Below are 16,262 nucleotides of genomic sequence, written 5' to 3' on the forward strand. Positions count from 1 at the left end.
CGAACGGGTTTTTCCATGCGCGTAGATCGCTACCGCGTCTTCGGTTCGACGAACGGCGGACGCACCACCTCGCACTCGACGCTGCGGCCGCGGACGTCAACGGTGACTATCTGGCCGTCCTCGATGCCCGCCGCAGAGTCGATCAGTGCCAGCGCGATACCCACCTGCAGGGTCGGCGAGAACGTTCCAGACGTGGTGATGCCAACGGTGCCGTCTCCTTCGGCGCCCGCTTTGCGCACCGTCAATCCCGACCGCAGCACACCGCGACCGACCATCCGCAGCCCCCGTAGCAGCCGTCGCGGTCCGGCTTCCTTCTCGGCCAGCAGCGCCTCGCGACCGAAGAATGCGTCCTTCTTCCAACCGATCGCCCAGCCGCAGCGCGCCTGCACCGGCGAGATGTCCAGGGAGAGCTCGTGCCCGTGCAGCGGGTATCCCATCTCGGTGCGCAGCGTGTCGCGGGCACCCAGGCCGGCGGGCTGGCCGCCGGCGTCAGCGACCGCGGTCACCAGCGCGTCGAACAGGACACCGGCGGAGTCCCACGGCGGCAGCAGTTCGTAGCCGTGCTCACCCGTGTATCCGGTGCGGCAAACCCGAACCGGCACACCGGAATACACCGTATCCGCGTAGCCCATGTAGTCCATCTCGGTAGGCAGCCCCAATGCGGCCAGCACGTCGGTCGACTTCGGTCCCTGCACCGCCAGCACCGCGTAGTCGCGGTGCTGGTTGGTGATGGTTAGCTCGGTGGGCGCCGCGGCCTGTAGCGCCGCCACCACTGCGGCGGTATTGGCAGCATTGGGCACCAAGAAGATCTCGTCGTCGTCGACGTAGTAGGCGATCAGGTCGTCGATGACGCCGCCGGATTCGGTGCAGCACAACGTGTATTGGGCTTTGCCGGGACCGATGCGGTTCAGGTCGTTGGTGAGCGCGGAGTTGACGAACCGGGCCGCGCCGGGGCCGCGTACCAGCGCCTTGCCGAGGTGGCTGACGTCGAACAGGCCGACCGTGTTGCGGGTGGCGTTGTGCTCGCCGACGGTTCCGGCGTAGGACACCGGCATCGACCAGCCGCCAAACTCGGCGAAGCTCGCGCCTAACGTCCGATGGCGGTCTTCCAGTGGTCCTTGGAGCGGCTCGTCAGTCACGGCGTCCAACCCTATCTGAGCGTCGCGCCGCGGCCCGGTGTGCTGGCACACTGAGCCAGATGCTCGACTTCGAAGCGCTGGAAGCTGCGGGAATAGCGAACCCGCGCGAGCGCGCCGATCTGATCAAGTACCTGGCTGACCTCGGCTTCACCCTCGATGAGATGGCGGAGGCCGAACAGCGCGGGAGGCTGTTCGGGCTGGCCGGCGATGTCCTGCAATGGTCGGGGCGCCCGATCTACACAGTGGCAGCGGCGGCGGAGCAACTCGGGTTGCCACCGGATGAGGTCGCGCGCGCCTGGGCGCTGCTCGGCCTGACCATCGCCGGTCCCGACGTTCCGGTGCTGAGCCAGGCCGACGTCGAGGGGCTGGCGACCTGGGTCGCGCTCAAGACGGTGGTGGGCCGCGACGGCGCGTTCGGCTTGCTGCGGGTGCTGGGCGCGACGATGGCGCGGCTGGCCGAAGCCGAGTCGACGCTGATCCGCACTGGGATACCGGACATTCAGATGACGCACACCCGCGACGAGCTCGCCACTGCACAGGCCTACCGCGCGGTCGCCGAATTCGTGCCCCGGATCGGGGCATTGATCGATGTGGTGCACCGCCACCACCTGACCAGCGCGCGCACCCACTTCGAGGGTGTCATCCGAGATACAACAGCAAGTGTGTTGTGCGGCATCGGTTTTGCCGATCTGTCCAGTTTCACCGCGCTCACTCAGGCGCTCACGCCAGCGCAGTTGTCGGAGCTGCTCAACGAGTTCGCCGGAGCAGTGTCAGACGTCGTCCATGCCGACGGCGGCCGGGTGGTGAAGTTCATCGGCGACGAGGTGATGTGGGTTAGCGCGTCGCCGGAGCAGCTGGCCCGAGCGGCGGTCGACCTGGTCAACCATCCCGCGGCGCGGGAGGAGGGACTGCAGGTCCGCGCCGGTCTCGCGTTCGGCACCGCTCTGGCCATCAACGGCGACTACTTCGGCACCCCGGTGAACCTGGCTGCCCGCCTGGTGTCCGCCGCGGCACCTGGTGAGATTCTCTGCGATTCGGCGCTGCGTGAGCGGCTACCCAGCTGGCCGGCCGCCCCTTGTGGCCCGTTGGTGCTCAAGGGCTTTGCGGTCCCGGTTCCGGTGTTCGAGTTATCCGGCGGACGGAAATGCCTGCCGCAGCGCTGAGGTGGCGCCTGGCCGGCGCGCTCGCCCCACCGTCCCTGGATCGCGCCAACTCCACGTGGCGTGCATAGGGTTTTCGTCGCTGGTTGGCGAATAGCCCGCACCGCTGGACGCACGGGGTTGGTATCGGTGGCTGGTAATTCTCGGTGGCAATCCCTATTGACAGTGAATGGTCTTTGGCATTTCCTGCACGGGTGAGGATACGGGTTACCCAATAAGGGGGTTCATAGGGTTTGGAAAATTGGCGGTGGGCAGGTCCCGGAACGGTGTTTTCGGGGGTAGGCCGTACGTTAACACCCCACCCCGCATAGTTTCCGAGGATTGGCCAGAACGTTGGCGAAATGTCCAAACCCGGACATGCGCAGCGCACCTTCTCAGCCCGTAATAATCTGCGCAACAGCACAGTTCACCCGGTGAGCCTAGGCAGCTCAGGTCCCGCCGCATAACACCGACGACCATTCCTCATACGGAATTCATATATTTGGTAGGGCCTCGGCTGACTTGACCAGAATGCCCCGGCGCTGTTGCCCCGGTTTTCGAGTGGTGCTGTTTTGTGTGTAAAAGCGGGGACAGTGCGGGCCTTTTGTTTTATCGTGCATTCACTCTGATTCGGTGACGGAGGTCTGTCGTGTCTTTTGTGGTTACCACTCCTCGTGGCGCCAGGGGTGCCGGCGGCATTGGCGGCAGCGAAGATGGCGGCACCGGCGGCAAAGGCGGCACCGGCGGCGTAGGCGGAGACTCGACCGTCGCCTCGTTTGGTAAAGCTGGCGGCGGCGGTGGCGGTGGTGGCGGTGGCGGCGGCGGCGTGGGTAGCGGCGGCAGCGGTGGCAACGGCGGCAACGGCGGCGACGGCGGCGACGGCGGCGGCTCTCTTAGCCCTTATACAGGCGGTGCGGGTGGCACCGGTGGTACCGGCGGGGCGGGAATCGGCACGGGCAGCGCCGGCGGCCAAGGCGGCACCGGCGGCCAAGGCGGAGTCGTCGGCGGTAACGGCGACGGCATCGGCGGTGACGGCGGCCCCGGCGGTAACGGCAGCAATGGCTACACCGGCGGACCCGGCGGCACCGGCGGCAACGGCAGCAACGACGGCACACCGGGCAGCCCCGGCGCCCCCGGCCAGAACAACCCCTAAAGCCAACACCGACCCCTAAAGCCAACACCGACCAACATCGCCAAGCGCCGACACCCTGTGACTGGGTACACCCCTACCGGTCAATGTGAAAGCGCGCTGCGGTTGGCGTGGCCGCGCCGCGAGCCGTTCTCTGTTCGATCGTTCAATCCGCTATCGATGGTGCGGGCGTCCGAGATCAATCATCAGTGCATCCGCGGACAACAGCACCGCTTGAAGACGTCGCCCTTCATCGCCGCACAGTCCACCACGGTGACCACGACGCTGCCGAGGCGCACGTTTCCCGCGAGGTTTAGGGTTGGAGCGCGTGACGACTGAACCCGGATACCAAGCCCCTTCCGTCAACGTGGCGACCTCGCTGCCCAAACGCGGGGCCGGTTCGTCGGTGCTGCTTGTGCCAGTAGTCTCCGTCGGCGAGGACGAGCGCCCCGGTGCCACCGTCGCCGCTGCCGGTGAGTTGCCCGCAGAGGCCGTCGCGGAGATCGAGGCAGGCCTGCAGGCACTGGGTGCTACCGGCGGCACCGACCAGGTTCACCGGTTGGTGATCTCGTCGCTGCCGGTGGCCAGCGTGTTGACGGTCGGGTTGGGCAAGTCGCGGGCGGAGTGGCCCGCCGAGGTGGTCCGTCGCGCGGCCGGTGTGGCGGCGCGCTCGCTAGGCAAGGCCGAGGCGGTGATCACCACGATGGCCGAGCTGCCCGGCGAGGACATCGGATCGGCGGTGGTGGAGGGCCTGATCCTGGGCAGCTACCGGTTCAGCGCCTTCCGCAGTACCAAGACCGCGCCGAAGGACCCCGGGTTACGAAAGATCACCGTGTTGGCCGCCACCGCAAACGCCAACGCCGCCAAGAAGCAGAGCGCACACGGCGCTGCCGTCGCTGCGGCGGTGGCCACCGCGCGCGACTTCGTGAACACCCCGCCCAATGCCCTCTTCCCCGCGGAATTCGCCAAGCGCGCAAAGGAATTGGGTGAATCCGTGGGGCTCGAGGTGGAGGTCCTCGACGACAAGGCGCTGAAGAAGGCCGGCTACGGTGGTGTGATCGGCGTCGGCCAGGGTTCCTCGCGGCTGCCCCGGTTGGTGCGCCTGATCCATCGCGGGTCGCGGTTGGCTAAAAACGCCAAGCGGGCCAAGAAAGTCGCACTCGTCGGAAAGGGTGTCACGTTCGACACCGGCGGCATTTCGATCAAGCCGGCGGCCGGCATGCATCACATGACCTCCGACATGGGCGGGGCGGCCGCGGTGATCGCCACCGTGGCGCTGGCCGCGCAGCAGGGCTTGCCGATCGACGTGATCGCCACCGTTCCGATGGCAGAGAACATGCCGTCGGCCACCGCGCAACGCCCCGGCGACGTGCTGACCCAGTACGGCGGCATCACCGTCGAGGTACAGAACACCGACGCCGAGGGCCGGCTGATCCTGGCCGACGCCATCGTGCGGGCCTGCGAGGACAACCCCGACTACCTAATCGAGACTTCCACGCTGACCGGTGCCCAGACCGTCGCGCTGGGGGCCCGCATCCCCGGCGTGATGGGCAGCGAGGACTTCCGCGACCGGGTGGCCTCTATCTCGCAGCGAGTCGGTGAGAACGGTTGGCCGATGCCGCTGCCCGACGAGCTCAAGGACGACCTGAAGTCGCAGGTGGCCGACCTGTCGAACATCAGCGGGCAGCGCTTCGCCGGGATGCTGGTGGCCGGGGTGTTCCTACGGGAGTTCGTCGCCGACGGCGTGGCCTGGGCGCACATCGACGTGGCAGGCCCGGCGTACAACACCGGAAGTGCCTGGGGCTACTCCCCCAAGGGGGCCACCGGCGTGCCGACCCGCACCATGTACGCGGTGCTCGAAGATATCGCCGCGCAAGGGTAAGACAACTCAGCTGACTTCGATGGGTTGCTGTCCCTTCGCGAGTGCCTCCAACCGCCACAGGCACTCCCGGTTTCGCGGGTAGACCGCGGCCAGGGCCAAGGTGTCGGGCAGCAGGCTCATCGGGCCGCTGACCGGCACCTCGATCATGTCGATCCGGCATCCGTCGGGAGTCTTGTACAGCCGCAGTGTGATTCGCGCTGAGCCCAGCCGGCCCAAGTGTGCACGCAGCACGAGTTCTTCGCCGGGTCGGCAACTTTCGACCACGGTCTTGTCGTTGATCACCAGCGGCCATACCCCGACCGAGTGCCGAATCTCGGCGCCCGGCTCCGGCCAGTCCGCGTCCACGGCGCGGGTCCGGCTGTTGCCGACCACCCACTGTGCGTAAGTCCAGCCGTTGGCCATCACGTCCCATACCTCTTGGCGGGACGACGACACGTCCCTGGTTGCGGTCAACGTCTCGTTGTCCGTCATGTCGCGCATCCTTTCGCTTCACGAGCCTTGACGACGGGTACCCGCGGAGCAGGAAAGTACCGTGCAACCGGGGCGGCGAATCCGATCCGACGCCCCAAGGTTGATGTGCCTGCGTTTAGCTCGCCACGGCCGGGGCTACTAGATCGACAATGGATTACCAACCAAAGAGTCTCTGCGGGAGGGCCGAACAATGACAGTGCGACGGTTACTTGTAGTGCTGGGTGCTGCGCTGTTGCTGGCCGGCGTGATCGGCCTGCTGGTGCCGGTGTCGTTGTCCAACAGCAACGGCGGCACGGTTAGCTGCGGGAATGGGATAGCCTCCGATCTGTCAAGCGCCAGAAGCGCCAACGACAGAAACGGGGCCAACATCCCGGTCCTTAACCAGATCATTCCGCACACCGATTTCGTGGCGGCCTGCGAGTCGTCGCTGTCCAGCCGGCGCGCCTGGACCATCCCGCTCGCACTGGTGGGGCTGGTCGGGCTAGTCGGCCCGCTGGTGGTGCGGCGCACCGACAGGGCTCAGGTTTAGATCACCCGCATCCGCGCGGTGCTGCGCAGCGCCTGCGGTAGCACCCGTGAGACGCCATAGAGCGCGTAGGCCTCGAAGGTGACCGGTCGGATCGGCTTGTTCTTCTTGACCGCCGAGATGATCGCGTTGGCTACCTTGTCCGGCCCGTAACTGCGCAGGTCGAACATCTTGTCCAGCTGGCCGCGGCGATCGTCGACGTGCTCGTCGTCCTTGTCGCCGCCAGCGTCGAAGCGGGTGGTCGCGACAATATTGGTGTCGATGACCCCGGGGCAGATCGTGGTCAGTCCAACGTCTGCGGCGTCCAGTTCTGCCCGCAGACAGTCGGAAAACATGAACGTGGCGGCCTTGGAAGTGCAGTAGGCGTTCAGCGACTGCAGCGGCGCATAGGCGGCCATCGAAGACACATTGACGATGTGCCCACCGGTTCCCCGTTCGGCCAGCCGCCGACCGAACGCCCGGCAGCCGTTGACCACGCCGCCGAGGTTGACGTCGAGAACCCGGTCGAACTCTTCGGCCGGGGTGTCCAGGAAACGGCCCGCCTGACCGATCCCCGCATTGTTGACGACGATGTCGGGAAGTCCGTGTTCGGCGCAAACCCGCTCGGCGAACGCCTCGACGGCGTCGCCGTCGGACACGTCGAGTACATACGCGTGTGCGACTCCCCCGCGAGCGGCGATCTGGGCGGCGGTCTCCTTCACGGTGGCCTCGTCGATGTCGCTGATGACCACCTCGGCGCCCTCCCGCGCGAATGCGAGCGCCGTCTCACGTCCGATGCCGCTACCCGCGCCGGTGACCGACACCAGCGTGTCGCCGAAGTCGCCCCGCGGACGGCCAACCTGCGCGCGCAGCAACGCCCGGCTGGCCGGCTTGCCTTCGGCCAGGTCGGCGAAGTCGTGCACGGCGGCGGCCATCACCTGCGGGTGCGACATCGGCGAGAAGTGGCCAGCCCGGATATCGCGTCGCCACAACCTCGGCACCCAGCGAGCGGTCTCGTCGTATCCGTGTGGGCGCACGAACTTGTCGTTGGTGTTGACGATGAGCTGGACCGGTACGTCGACAATGTGGACGCCTCGGCGCCGGAATTCGCTGGAATACGAGCGCCAGTAGTTGGCTGGATACACCTTCACCGAGTTGGCGGCGTCGTTGGCGATGTTGTCGGAGTGGCGGATCTGCTCGTCAGGAATGTTGTCCACGATCTGACGTCGCACCGCCGCACTGCGCAACGCCAGCCGCAACAGCAGCGGCGCCAGCACCGGGATGGAGAAGAACGCCATGTAGGTCAGCCGCAGTGCCTGGCTGAGCGAGCGCGCGAAGCCACGCGGGCGCCACGGCCGGCGCAGCCCGCCGAAGATGAAGCTGACCAGCTGATCGTGTGCCGGGCCGGACACCGAGGTGAACGTCGCGACCCGATCACTGGCGCCCGGGCGGGAAAGGTACTCCCACACCCCCACCGATCCCCAGTCGTGGGCCAGCACGTGCACGGGCTGGCCGGGGCTCAGTTCGCCAATCACCGCGGCGAAGTCGTCGGCGTAGCGCGCCATCGCGTAGGCGGACACCGGCTTGGGCGCCGAGGACAGGCCGACGCCGCGGTTGTCGTAGCGGATAATCCGGAACCGTTGTGCAAGTAGCGGAACGACGCCGTCCCACAACGTGTGCGAATCGGGCCAGCCGTGTACCAGCACGACGGTCGGGCCCTCCCGGTTGCCTTCTTCGTAGACGGCGATCCGCGCGCCGTCGCCGCTGTCGACGAAGCGCTGGGGTGCGCTCTGTGTTGCCCGCATCGAACCTCCGCCACCTGCGAGTTGCTGCCTTTGCTAGTGGCCCACCGTAGCAAGCCGAGGTCGGCGCGCCCTGGATGCGCGGCGCTGGTGGCAGAGTGACAGGATAGGTTTCCTAGATCTACGTGGGTTTCGGGCCCGGTTCACGACTGTGTGGTAAGCCAGAGGTCGACCTGCGCCGACCGACGACCGTTCGAGGAGTCAACAAAGATGGCCTTCTCAGTCCAGATGCCGGCACTCGGTGAAAGCGTCACCGAGGGGACGGTCACCCGCTGGCTCAAGCAGGAAGGCGACACGGTCGAAATCGATGAGCCGCTCGTCGAAGTCTCGACCGACAAGGTCGACACCGAGATCCCGTCGCCGGCTGCCGGGGTGCTGACCAAGATCGTCGCCCAAGAGGACGACGTCGTCGAAGTCGGCGGGGAGCTGGCCGTCATCGGCGATTCCAAGGACGACGGTGGCGCCGGCGACGGCGGCGGATCCGCCCAGGCCGCGCCCGCCGAACAGGAATCCGCAGCAGCCGAGGAGCCGGCGCAGCAGGACCGCGCCCCAGAGCCCAAACCCGAGACGGAGCCCGAGAAATCGGGAGAGTCTTCCAGCGGCGGCGATTCGACGCCGGTGCTGATGCCCGAGCTGGGCGAGTCGGTCACCGAGGGCACCGTGACGCGCTGGCTGAAGAAGGTCGGCGATTCGGTGCAGGTGGACGATCCGCTGGTGGAGGTGTCCACCGACAAGGTCGACACCGAGATCCCGTCCCCGGTGGCGGGTGTCCTGGTCAGCATCACCGCCGACGAGGACGACGTTGTGCAGGTCGGCGGCGAGCTGGCGCGCGTCGGCAGCTCGGAATCAGCGGCCAAGTCCGAGCCCAAGCAGGAGGCTAAGCCGCAACCAGAGCCCGAGCCAGAACCGGAGCCCCAACCCGAGGCCAAGGAAGAACCCAAGCCGCAGCCGAAGCAGGAAGTAAGGCCCGAACCCAAGCCGGAGCCGACGGAGGAGCCAAAGCCCGAGCCCGCGGCTGCGGCCACCCACGAGCCCACCGACGGCGCCCCCTACGTCACTCCCCTGGTGCGAAAGCTGGCCTCGGAGAACAACATCGACCTGTCCGACGTCACCGGCACCGGCGTGGGCGGACGCATTCGCAAGCAAGACGTGCTCGCGGCGGCAGAGAAGAAGAAGCAGCCCGCCAAGGAGCCGGCCGCCGAGCCAGCGCCCGCCAAAGAGGCCACCAGGCCCGCTGCCGCGGCCAGCCCGGCCCCTGCGCTGGCGCATCTGCGCGGCACCACCCAGAAGGCCAGCCGGATTCGTCAGATCACCGCCAAGAAGACCCGCGAATCGCTGCAGCTCACCGCGCAACTCACCCAGACCCATGAGGTCGACATGAGCAGGATCGTGGCGTTGCGGGCACGGGCGAAAACCGCGTTCGCCGAACGCGAGGGCGTGAACCTGACCTATCTGCCTTTTATCGCGCGGGCGGTCATTGACGCGCTCAAGATCCATCCGAACATCAACGCCAGCTACAACGAGGACAGTAAGGAGATCACCTACTACGACGCCGAACACCTGGGGTTCGCCGTCGACACCGAGCAAGGTCTGCTGTCGCCCGTCATTCACAACGCCGGTGACCTGTCACTGGCGGGGCTGGCCCGGGCCATCGCCGATATCGCCGCCCGCGCTCGTTCGAACAAGCTCAAGCCCGATGAGTTGTCCGGCGGCACCTTCACCATCACCAACATCGGCAGCCAGGGCGCCCTATTCGACACGCCGATCCTGGTGCCACCCCAGGCCGCCATGCTGGGCACCGGGGCCATCGTCAAGCGGCCACGGGTGATCGTCGACGACCTGGGCAACGAGTCGATCGGGGTCCGTTCGATCTGCTATCTGCCGCTGACCTACGACCACCGACTCATCGACGGAGCTGACGCCGGACGATTCCTCACCACGGTCAAGAACCGCCTCGAAGAAGGGGCCTTCGAGGCCGATCTAGGGCTGTGAGACCGTGGCTCACGCCGACCCCCAAGTGGTCGCCATAGCGGGTTCGTCTGGACTCATCGGTTCAGCGTTGACTGCGGCGTTGCGCGCCGCCGACCATGAGGTGCTGCGCATCGTGCGCCGCACCCCGGCGAATTCCGAAGAGCTGCACTGGAATCCCGAGAGCGGCGAGTTCGATCCCGACGCGCTGACCGACGTCGACGTGGTGGTGAACCTGTGCGGGGTCAACATCGGATCGCGCCGCTGGTCGGGAGCGTTCAAGCAGAGCCTGCGCGACAGCCGGATCACCCCGACCGAGGTGCTCTCCGCCGCCGTCGCCGACGCCGGGGTGAGCACGCTGATCAATGCCAGCGCAGTGGGCTACTACGGCAACACCCGAGACCGTGTCGTCGACGAAAACGACGCTGCGGGAAGGGGTTTCCTGTCTCAACTGTGCGTGGACTGGGAGGCTGCGACACTACCGGCCCAGTACGACGGCACCCGGGTTGTGTTGGCCCGCACCGGGGTGGTCCTGGCGCCCACGGGCGGTGCGCTGCGGATGATGCGGCCGGTGTTCTCGGTCGGATTGGGCGCCCGACTGGGCAATGGCCGTCAGTACATGTCGTGGATCAGCCTGGAGGACGAGGTGCGGGCCCTGCTCTTCGCAATCTCCCATCCCACGCTGTCCGGGCCGGTGAACATGACCGGACCGGCGCCGGTCACCAACGCCGAGTTCACCACCGCTTTCGGCCGCGCGATCAACCGCCCGACCCCTTTTGTGCTACCGGGTTTCGCGGTGCGCGCGGCGTTGGGCGAATTCGCCGACGAAGGGTTGCTCGCCGGACAGCGAGTCATCCCGACCGCGTTGGAACAAGCGGGCTTTCAATTCCATCACAACACCATCGGCGAGGCATTGGACTACGTCACCGCCCGGCGCGACCGGGACTAAGAACTCGTAGCAGGCTGGGCACCTCGACCGCGCCCACGCGACGGGTAACGTCACTGTGGTGACGGAATCCATCCGGTCCAGCTCTGCCCCGGTCGACGTACGCCACCTCGACACCGTCGACTACCGCGCGGCCTGGCAGCTGCAGCGTGAGCTGGCCGACGCTCGCATCGCCGGGGGCCCCGACACGCTGCTGTTGCTGGAGCACCCGGCCGTCTACACCGCCGGACGGCGCACCGAACCGCACGAGCGCCCGCTGGACGGGACACCGGTGGTCGACACCGACCGCGGCGGCAAGATCACCTGGCACGGTCCGGGACAGCTGGTCGGCTATCCGATTTTTGGGCTCGCCCAACCACTCGATGTGGTCAATTACGTGCGTCGGCTCGAGGAGGCCCTGATCAAGGTGTGCGCCGAGGTGGGTGTGGATGCCGGCCGGATCGACGGACGTTCCGGCGTGTGGGTTCCGGGCCGACCGGCTCGCAAGGTCGCGGCCATCGGGGTGCGGGTGGCGCACGCGACGGCGCTGCACGGGTTCGCGCTCAATTGCGACTGTGACCTGGGCGCGTTCACCGCGATCGTGCCTTGTGGGATCGGCGACGCGGGGGTGACGTCGTTGTCGGCCGAACTGCGCCGCCCGGTCACCGTCGGTGAGGTTCGCGCGGCCGTCGCCGAGGCGGTCTGCGATGCACTGGACGGTTTGCTGCCGGTCCGAGAGCATCGCGCCGCGCGCGTAACATCGTCGGGGTGACTGTCGCTCCCGAAGGCCGGAAGTTGCTGCGCCTCGAAGTGCGCAACGCTCAAACCCCCATCGAGCGCAAACCGTCGTGGATCAAGACGCGGGTCAGGATGGGACCGGAGTACACCGAACTGAAGAACCTGGTCCGCCGCGAAGGCCTGCACACGGTATGTGAAGAAGCCGGCTGCCCCAACATCTTCGAATGCTGGGAGGACCGCGAGGCCACGTTTCTGATTGGCGGCGACCAGTGCACCCGCCGCTGCGACTTCTGCCAGATCGACACCGGCAAGCCTGCCGACCTGGATCGCGACGAGCCCCGCCGCGTCGCGCAGAGCGTGCAGACGATGGGTCTGCGCTACGCCACGGTGACCGGCGTCGCCCGTGACGACCTGCCCGACGGTGGCGCATGGCTGTACGCCGAAACGGTGCGTGCCATCAAGGAGCTGAACCCGAACACCGGCGTCGAGTTGTTGGTTCCCGACTTCAACGGCGAGCCCGCGCGCCTTGCCGAGGTGTTCGAGTCGCATCCGGAAGTGTTGGCGCACAATGTCGAAACGGTGCCGCGTATTTTCAAGCGGATCCGTCCGGCGTTCACCTATCAGCGCAGCCTCGGTGTGCTGACCGCGGCCCGCGACTTCGGCCTGGTCACCAAGAGCAATCTGATCCTGGGCTTGGGCGAAACGCCCGAGGAGGTGCGTACCGCGCTGGTGGACCTGCACGCCGCCGGTTGCGACATCGTCACCATCACCCAGTACCTGCGGCCCACGGCGCGCCATCACCCGGTGGAACGGTGGGTCACGCCCGACGAGTTCGTCGAGTTCGCGAGCTTCGCCGAAGGGGTGGGTTTCGCCGGGGTGTTGGCCGGGCCGCTGGTGCGCTCGTCGTATCGGGCCGGCCGGCTGTACGAGCAGGCACGTACGTCCCGGTTTGGCGAGCCCACCTCGTCGCGAACATAAACCGGGTCGCGCTGGCCGGGCCCGCGCTGCCCGCGATAACACCCGCGACGGCATACGTATCCTTGGTGACTATGGCTAAATCCCGATCCGCTGCCGAGAACAAGGCCGCCAAGGCCGAGGCGACGGCTGCTCGCAAGGCGGCGGCCAAAGAGCGTCGCAGTCAGTTGTGGCAGGCGTTCAACATGCAGCGCAAGCAGGACAAGCGGCTGCTGCCGTACATGATTGGCGCCTTCGTGCTGATCGTGGCCGCCGCCGTGGCGATCGGCGTCTGGGCTGATGCGTTGATCCTGGCGATCCCGTTCGGCCTGGCGCTGGGCGCGCTGGTGGCGTTCATCATCTTCGGCCGACGTGCCCAGCGCAGCATCTACCGCCAAGCCGAGGGCCAGGCCGGCGCCGCGGGGTGGGTGCTGGACAATCTGCGTGGCAAGTGGCGGGTGACCGCGGGCGTTGCCCAGACCGGGAACTTCGACCTGATCCACCGGGTGATTGGCCGGCCGGGTGTGATCCTGGTGGGCGAAGGGTCGGCCAGCCGGGTCAAGCCGCTGCTGGCGCAGGAGAAGAAGCGCACGGCGCGTCTGGTCGGTGACGTCCCGATCTACGACATCGTGGTCGGCAACGGTGACGGCGAGATTCCGCTGGCCAAACTGGAACGTCACCTGACCCGTCTGCCTGCCAACATCACGGTCAAGCAGATGGACTCGCTGGAGTCGCGGTTAGCCGCGCTGGGTTCGCGGGCCGGTGCGGGCGTGCTGCCGAAAGGCCCGCTGCCCAACGCCGGTAAGACGCGCGGCATTCAGCGCACGGTGCGCCGCAAGTAGCCCGGTGGTCGCGGCGTTTCCGTCGAGCCACAGTCTCCCCCGCCGCGACCGGCCCCGAAATGCCGGTAGCGCCCGCCATTTCACCGCGCATTAGAGGCCGCTCGCCGAACACATCTACGTTTCCACCTGCGTGGGCAAAGCGATGCCACTGCAGGCGGCATGACGGTCGGGCGGCGTTGTAAAACCGCTTTACAGAAGCAATTTGACGGGCGATTTAGGGCAGCGGCGTAAACGCAATTCACAATTATCGGAATAGCCGAAGGGGCTTCTATAACGATTTGGCAAATTGCCATGAGATTCGGCGTCATCTCCCGTACTTTGACGCGAGTTACCAGCAGGCTCGACGGTGGGAGAAAAACATGTCGCACGTGAGCGTGACACCGGAAACCGTGGCGAGCGCGGCGTCGACTCTGGCCGACCTCGGGTCGGCCGTCCACGCCGCCAACGCAGCGGCGGCAAGCCCGACGACGGCGCTGTCGGCCGCGGGCGCCGACGAGGTGTCGGCCGCCGTCGTAGCGGTGTTCAACGGGCACGGCCAGCGGTACTGCTCACTGAGTACCGAGGCGACGGCCTTCCACGAGCAGTTCGTGCGCCTGCTGAACAGCGGCGCCACCAGCTATGGCGGCGCCGAGGCGGCCAATGCCTCCCTGGTGGGGACGCTGGATCTATTGGGCGGCCCGGGCAACCCCTAGCGGCGCCGCAACACAGCCGTCTTGGTCACCAGATCCTGCAGCCCGCGCCCGTCGGGATCGGTGAACAGCGGTGGCACCACCAGGAAGATCAATATGCCGCGCACCAGTGCCCGCCCGATGCCGATTGGCAGTCGGCCGTCCACCGCGCCCACCTGAAGCCCCAATGCCAACTGGCCCGGCGTGAAGCCGAACAAGCGCACCGAGACCGCGCCCAGCACCAGCCACAGCAGCGGAATGGCCGACGCCAGCGCAGCCTCGGAAATGCCACCGAACCGGAATGCCAGCGCCACCAGCCCATAGGCGATCAGCCAGTCGATCAACAGCGCCGACAGCCTGCCGCCCATCGGGGCCAGTGACCCCGGCCCGGTCTGCGGGAGGCCCAGCTTTTCCCCCGGATAATCCGGACTTGATTCCCGCGTCATTGGCACGACCGGGCACCAGTTACGATCTTGCGGGCCATGGCCTCACAATAGAGCCCGGCATCGCACCGGGTTCCCTTGCCGCCGCCGTGGTACGTAACGTCGGCGCAACACGGGCTTGACCGCCTGGCAACATCAGCTCCCTAGCGTCGGCCGCGAATCACCGAGTAAAGGAGCCTTCTGTGACGGAAAAGACGCCCGACGACGTCTTCAAACTTGCCAAAGACGAAAACGTCGAGTTTGTCGACGTCCGTTTCTGCGACCTGCCTGGAGTGATGCAGCACTTCACCATCCCGATCTCTTTCTTCGACGAAAGCGTCTTCGAGGACGGCCTGGCCTTCGACGGCTCGTCAATCCGCGGGTTCCAGTCGATCCACGAGTCCGACATGCTGCTGCTGCCGGACACCGAGACCGCGCAGATCGACCTGTTCCGGGAAGCAAAGACGCTGAACCTGAACTTCTTCGTGCACGACCCGTTCACCCTCGAGCCCTACTCGCGCGACCCGCGCAACGTGGCCCGTAAGGCGGAGAACTACCTGATCAGCACCGGGATCGCGGACACCGCGTACTTTGGGGCCGAGGCCGAGTTCTACATCTTCGACTCGGTGAGCTTCGACTCCACCACCAACGGCTCCTTCTACGAGGTCGATGCGATCTCGGGTTGGTGGAACACTGGCTCGCCGAACGAGGCCGACGGCAGCCCCAACCGCGGCTACAAAGTGCGTCCCAAAGGCGGTTACTTCCCGGTGGCGCCGGTCGACCACTACGTCGACCTGCGCGACAAGATGCTGCAGAACCTGATCAAGGCCGGGTTCAGCCTGGAGAAAGGCCACCACGAGGTCGGTACCGGCGGTCAGGCCGAGATCAACTACAAGTTCAACACGCTGCTGCATGCGGCCGACGACATGATGCTCTACAAGTACATCGTCAAGAACACCGCGTGGGCCGAGGGCAAGACCGTCACGTTCATGCCCAAGCCGCTGTTCGGCGACAACGGGTCCGGCATGCACACACACCAGTCGCTGTGGAAAGACGGCAGCCCGCTGATGTACGACGAGACCGGCTACGCCGGCCTGTCGGACACCGCGCGCTACTACATCGGCGGCCTGCTGCACCACGCTCCGTCGCTGCTGGCATTCACCAACCCCACGGTGAACTCCTACAAGCGGCTGGTGCCCGGCTACGAGGCCCCGATCAACCTGGTCTACAGCCAGCGCAACCGGTCGGCGTGCGTGCGTATCCCGATCACCGGCAGCAACCCGAAGGCCAAGCGGCTGGAGTTCCGGTGCCCCGACTCGTCGGGCAATCCCTACCTCGCGTTTGCGGCGATGCTGATGGCCGGCCTGGACGGCATCAAGAACAAGATCGAGCCGCAGGCCCCGGTGGACAAGGACCTCTACGAGCTGCCGCCCGAGGAGGCCGCTAACATCCCGCAGGCGCCGGTCCAGCTGTCCGCGGTGATCGACAAGCTCGAAGAGGACCACGAGTACCTCACTGAGGGCGGTGTCTTCACGCCTGACCTGATCGAGACGTGGATCAGCTTCAAGCGGGAGAACGAGATCCTGCCGGTTCAGATCCGGCCTCACCCCTACGAATTCGCGCTGTACTACGACGTCTAAGGGCGTCTAGGGCGTCCTGGGGGCGTCTAAGCAAGCAC

The 16,262-nt window shown here is 66.7% G+C and carries 15 protein-coding genes; 11 read left to right on the plus strand and 4 right to left on the minus strand.

Going from position 1 to position 16,262, the window contains the following annotated elements:
* Positions 1-29: 29 nt before the first annotated feature.
* Complete coding sequence (gene gcvT, locus H0P51_RS17075; RefSeq protein WP_180913967.1) at positions 30-1,139, minus strand: glycine cleavage system aminomethyltransferase GcvT; 1,110 nt, start codon at positions 1,137-1,139, stop codon at positions 30-32.
* Between the two features lie 50 nt (positions 1,140-1,189).
* On the opposite strand from gcvT, the gene H0P51_RS17080 reads away from it, so the two are divergent.
* The 3 genes from H0P51_RS17080 to H0P51_RS17090 all read left to right on the plus strand — a co-directional run bounded on the left by H0P51_RS17080 (position 1,190) and on the right by H0P51_RS17090 (position 5,289).
* Entirely contained in the window at positions 1,190-2,302 is a 1,113-nt protein-coding gene (locus H0P51_RS17080) for an adenylate/guanylate cyclase domain-containing protein (RefSeq protein WP_180919036.1), read from the plus strand.
* 625 nt (positions 2,303-2,927) lie between these two features.
* Complete coding sequence (locus tag H0P51_RS17085; protein WP_180913968.1) at positions 2,928-3,431, plus strand: hypothetical protein; 504 nt, start codon at positions 2,928-2,930, stop codon at positions 3,429-3,431.
* A 304-nt stretch (positions 3,432-3,735) separates the two neighbouring features.
* Complete coding sequence (locus H0P51_RS17090) at positions 3,736-5,289, plus strand: leucyl aminopeptidase (RefSeq protein ID WP_180913969.1); 1,554 nt, start codon at positions 3,736-3,738, stop codon at positions 5,287-5,289.
* Between the two features lie 6 nt (positions 5,290-5,295).
* Here H0P51_RS17090 and H0P51_RS17095 read toward each other — a convergent pair whose 3' ends face one another.
* A complete protein-coding gene (locus H0P51_RS17095) occupies positions 5,296-5,760 on the minus strand; it encodes an SRPBCC family protein (protein WP_180913970.1) in 465 nt (154 codons plus the stop codon).
* A gap of 190 nt (positions 5,761-5,950) precedes the next feature.
* Between H0P51_RS17095 and H0P51_RS17100 the strand changes: the two genes are divergently transcribed.
* Complete coding sequence (locus H0P51_RS17100) at positions 5,951-6,289, plus strand: aminopeptidase (RefSeq protein WP_180913971.1); 339 nt, start codon at positions 5,951-5,953, stop codon at positions 6,287-6,289.
* Here H0P51_RS17100 and H0P51_RS17105 read toward each other — a convergent pair.
* On the minus strand, positions 6,286-8,070 hold the full coding sequence (locus H0P51_RS17105; protein WP_180913972.1) for an SDR family oxidoreductase: 1,785 nt from the start codon (positions 8,068-8,070) through the stop codon (positions 6,286-6,288). The two genes, H0P51_RS17100 and H0P51_RS17105, sit on opposite strands and share 4 nt — an antisense overlap.
* Positions 8,071-8,277: 207 nt before the next feature.
* On the opposite strand from H0P51_RS17105, the gene sucB reads away from it, so the two are divergent.
* From sucB to H0P51_RS17135, 6 genes are all read left to right on the plus strand, one after another.
* A complete protein-coding gene (gene sucB, locus H0P51_RS17110) occupies positions 8,278-10,059 on the plus strand; it encodes a 2-oxoglutarate dehydrogenase, E2 component, dihydrolipoamide succinyltransferase (protein WP_180913973.1) in 1,782 nt (593 codons plus the stop codon).
* A gap of 25 nt (positions 10,060-10,084) precedes the next feature.
* The gene (locus H0P51_RS17115) at positions 10,085-10,984 is read left to right on the plus strand and encodes a TIGR01777 family oxidoreductase (RefSeq protein WP_425489063.1); all 900 of its coding nucleotides are present in this window, start codon (positions 10,085-10,087) and stop codon (positions 10,982-10,984) included.
* A gap of 58 nt (positions 10,985-11,042) precedes the next feature.
* Positions 11,043-11,732, plus strand: a complete 690-nt coding sequence (lipB, locus tag H0P51_RS17120; RefSeq protein WP_180913975.1) for a lipoyl(octanoyl) transferase LipB — start codon at positions 11,043-11,045, stop codon at positions 11,730-11,732.
* Positions 11,729-12,676 carry a lipoyl synthase gene (gene lipA, locus H0P51_RS17125; RefSeq protein ID WP_180913976.1) on the plus strand — a complete coding sequence of 316 codons (948 nt, stop codon included), beginning with the start codon at positions 11,729-11,731 and terminating at the stop codon, positions 12,674-12,676. Before lipB ends, lipA begins: the two co-directional genes overlap by 4 nt.
* Before the next feature lie 71 nt (positions 12,677-12,747).
* Positions 12,748-13,494 carry a DUF4191 domain-containing protein gene (locus H0P51_RS17130; protein WP_180913977.1) on the plus strand — a complete coding sequence of 249 codons (747 nt, stop codon included), beginning with the start codon at positions 12,748-12,750 and terminating at the stop codon, positions 13,492-13,494.
* A gap of 359 nt (positions 13,495-13,853) precedes the next feature.
* Positions 13,854-14,186, plus strand: a complete 333-nt coding sequence (locus H0P51_RS17135; protein WP_180913978.1) for a PE family protein — start codon at positions 13,854-13,856, stop codon at positions 14,184-14,186.
* On the opposite strand, the gene H0P51_RS17140 is transcribed toward H0P51_RS17135, so the two are convergent.
* The gene (locus tag H0P51_RS17140; RefSeq protein WP_180913979.1) at positions 14,183-14,608 is read right to left on the minus strand and encodes an RDD family protein; all 426 of its coding nucleotides are present in this window, start codon (positions 14,606-14,608) and stop codon (positions 14,183-14,185) included. The two genes, H0P51_RS17135 and H0P51_RS17140, sit on opposite strands and share 4 nt — an antisense overlap.
* 179 nt (positions 14,609-14,787) lie before the next feature.
* Here H0P51_RS17140 and glnA point away from each other — a divergent pair, with 179 nt between their 5' ends.
* Positions 14,788-16,224: a type I glutamate--ammonia ligase gene (gene glnA / locus H0P51_RS17145; protein WP_180913980.1), complete on the plus strand. Its 1,437-nt coding sequence runs from the start codon at positions 14,788-14,790 to the stop codon at positions 16,222-16,224.
* Positions 16,225-16,262 lie beyond the last annotated feature (38 nt).

Source organism: Mycobacterium vicinigordonae (assembly GCF_013466425.1).
GTDB lineage: Bacteria > Actinomycetota > Actinomycetes > Mycobacteriales > Mycobacteriaceae > Mycobacterium > Mycobacterium vicinigordonae.

Excerpts from the sequence above, each read along its gene's own strand:
- H0P51_RS17140 (WP_180913979.1), bottom strand. The coding sequence starts at position 14,608 with ATGACGCGGGAATCAAGTCCGGATTATCCGGGGGAAAAGCTGGGCCTC.
- H0P51_RS17095 (WP_180913970.1), bottom strand. The coding sequence starts at position 5,760 with ATGACGGACAACGAGACGTTGACCGCAACCAGGGACGTGTCGTCGTCC.
- H0P51_RS17105 (WP_180913972.1), bottom strand. The coding sequence starts at position 8,070 with ATGCGGGCAACACAGAGCGCACCCCAGCGCTTCGTCGACAGCGGCGAC.
- H0P51_RS17100 (WP_180913971.1), top strand. The coding sequence starts at position 5,951 with ATGACAGTGCGACGGTTACTTGTAGTGCTGGGTGCTGCGCTGTTGCTG.
- H0P51_RS17135 (WP_180913978.1), top strand. The coding sequence starts at position 13,854 with ATGTCGCACGTGAGCGTGACACCGGAAACCGTGGCGAGCGCGGCGTCG.
- sucB (WP_180913973.1), top strand. The coding sequence starts at position 8,278 with ATGGCCTTCTCAGTCCAGATGCCGGCACTCGGTGAAAGCGTCACCGAG.
- H0P51_RS17130 (WP_180913977.1), top strand. The coding sequence starts at position 12,748 with ATGGCTAAATCCCGATCCGCTGCCGAGAACAAGGCCGCCAAGGCCGAG.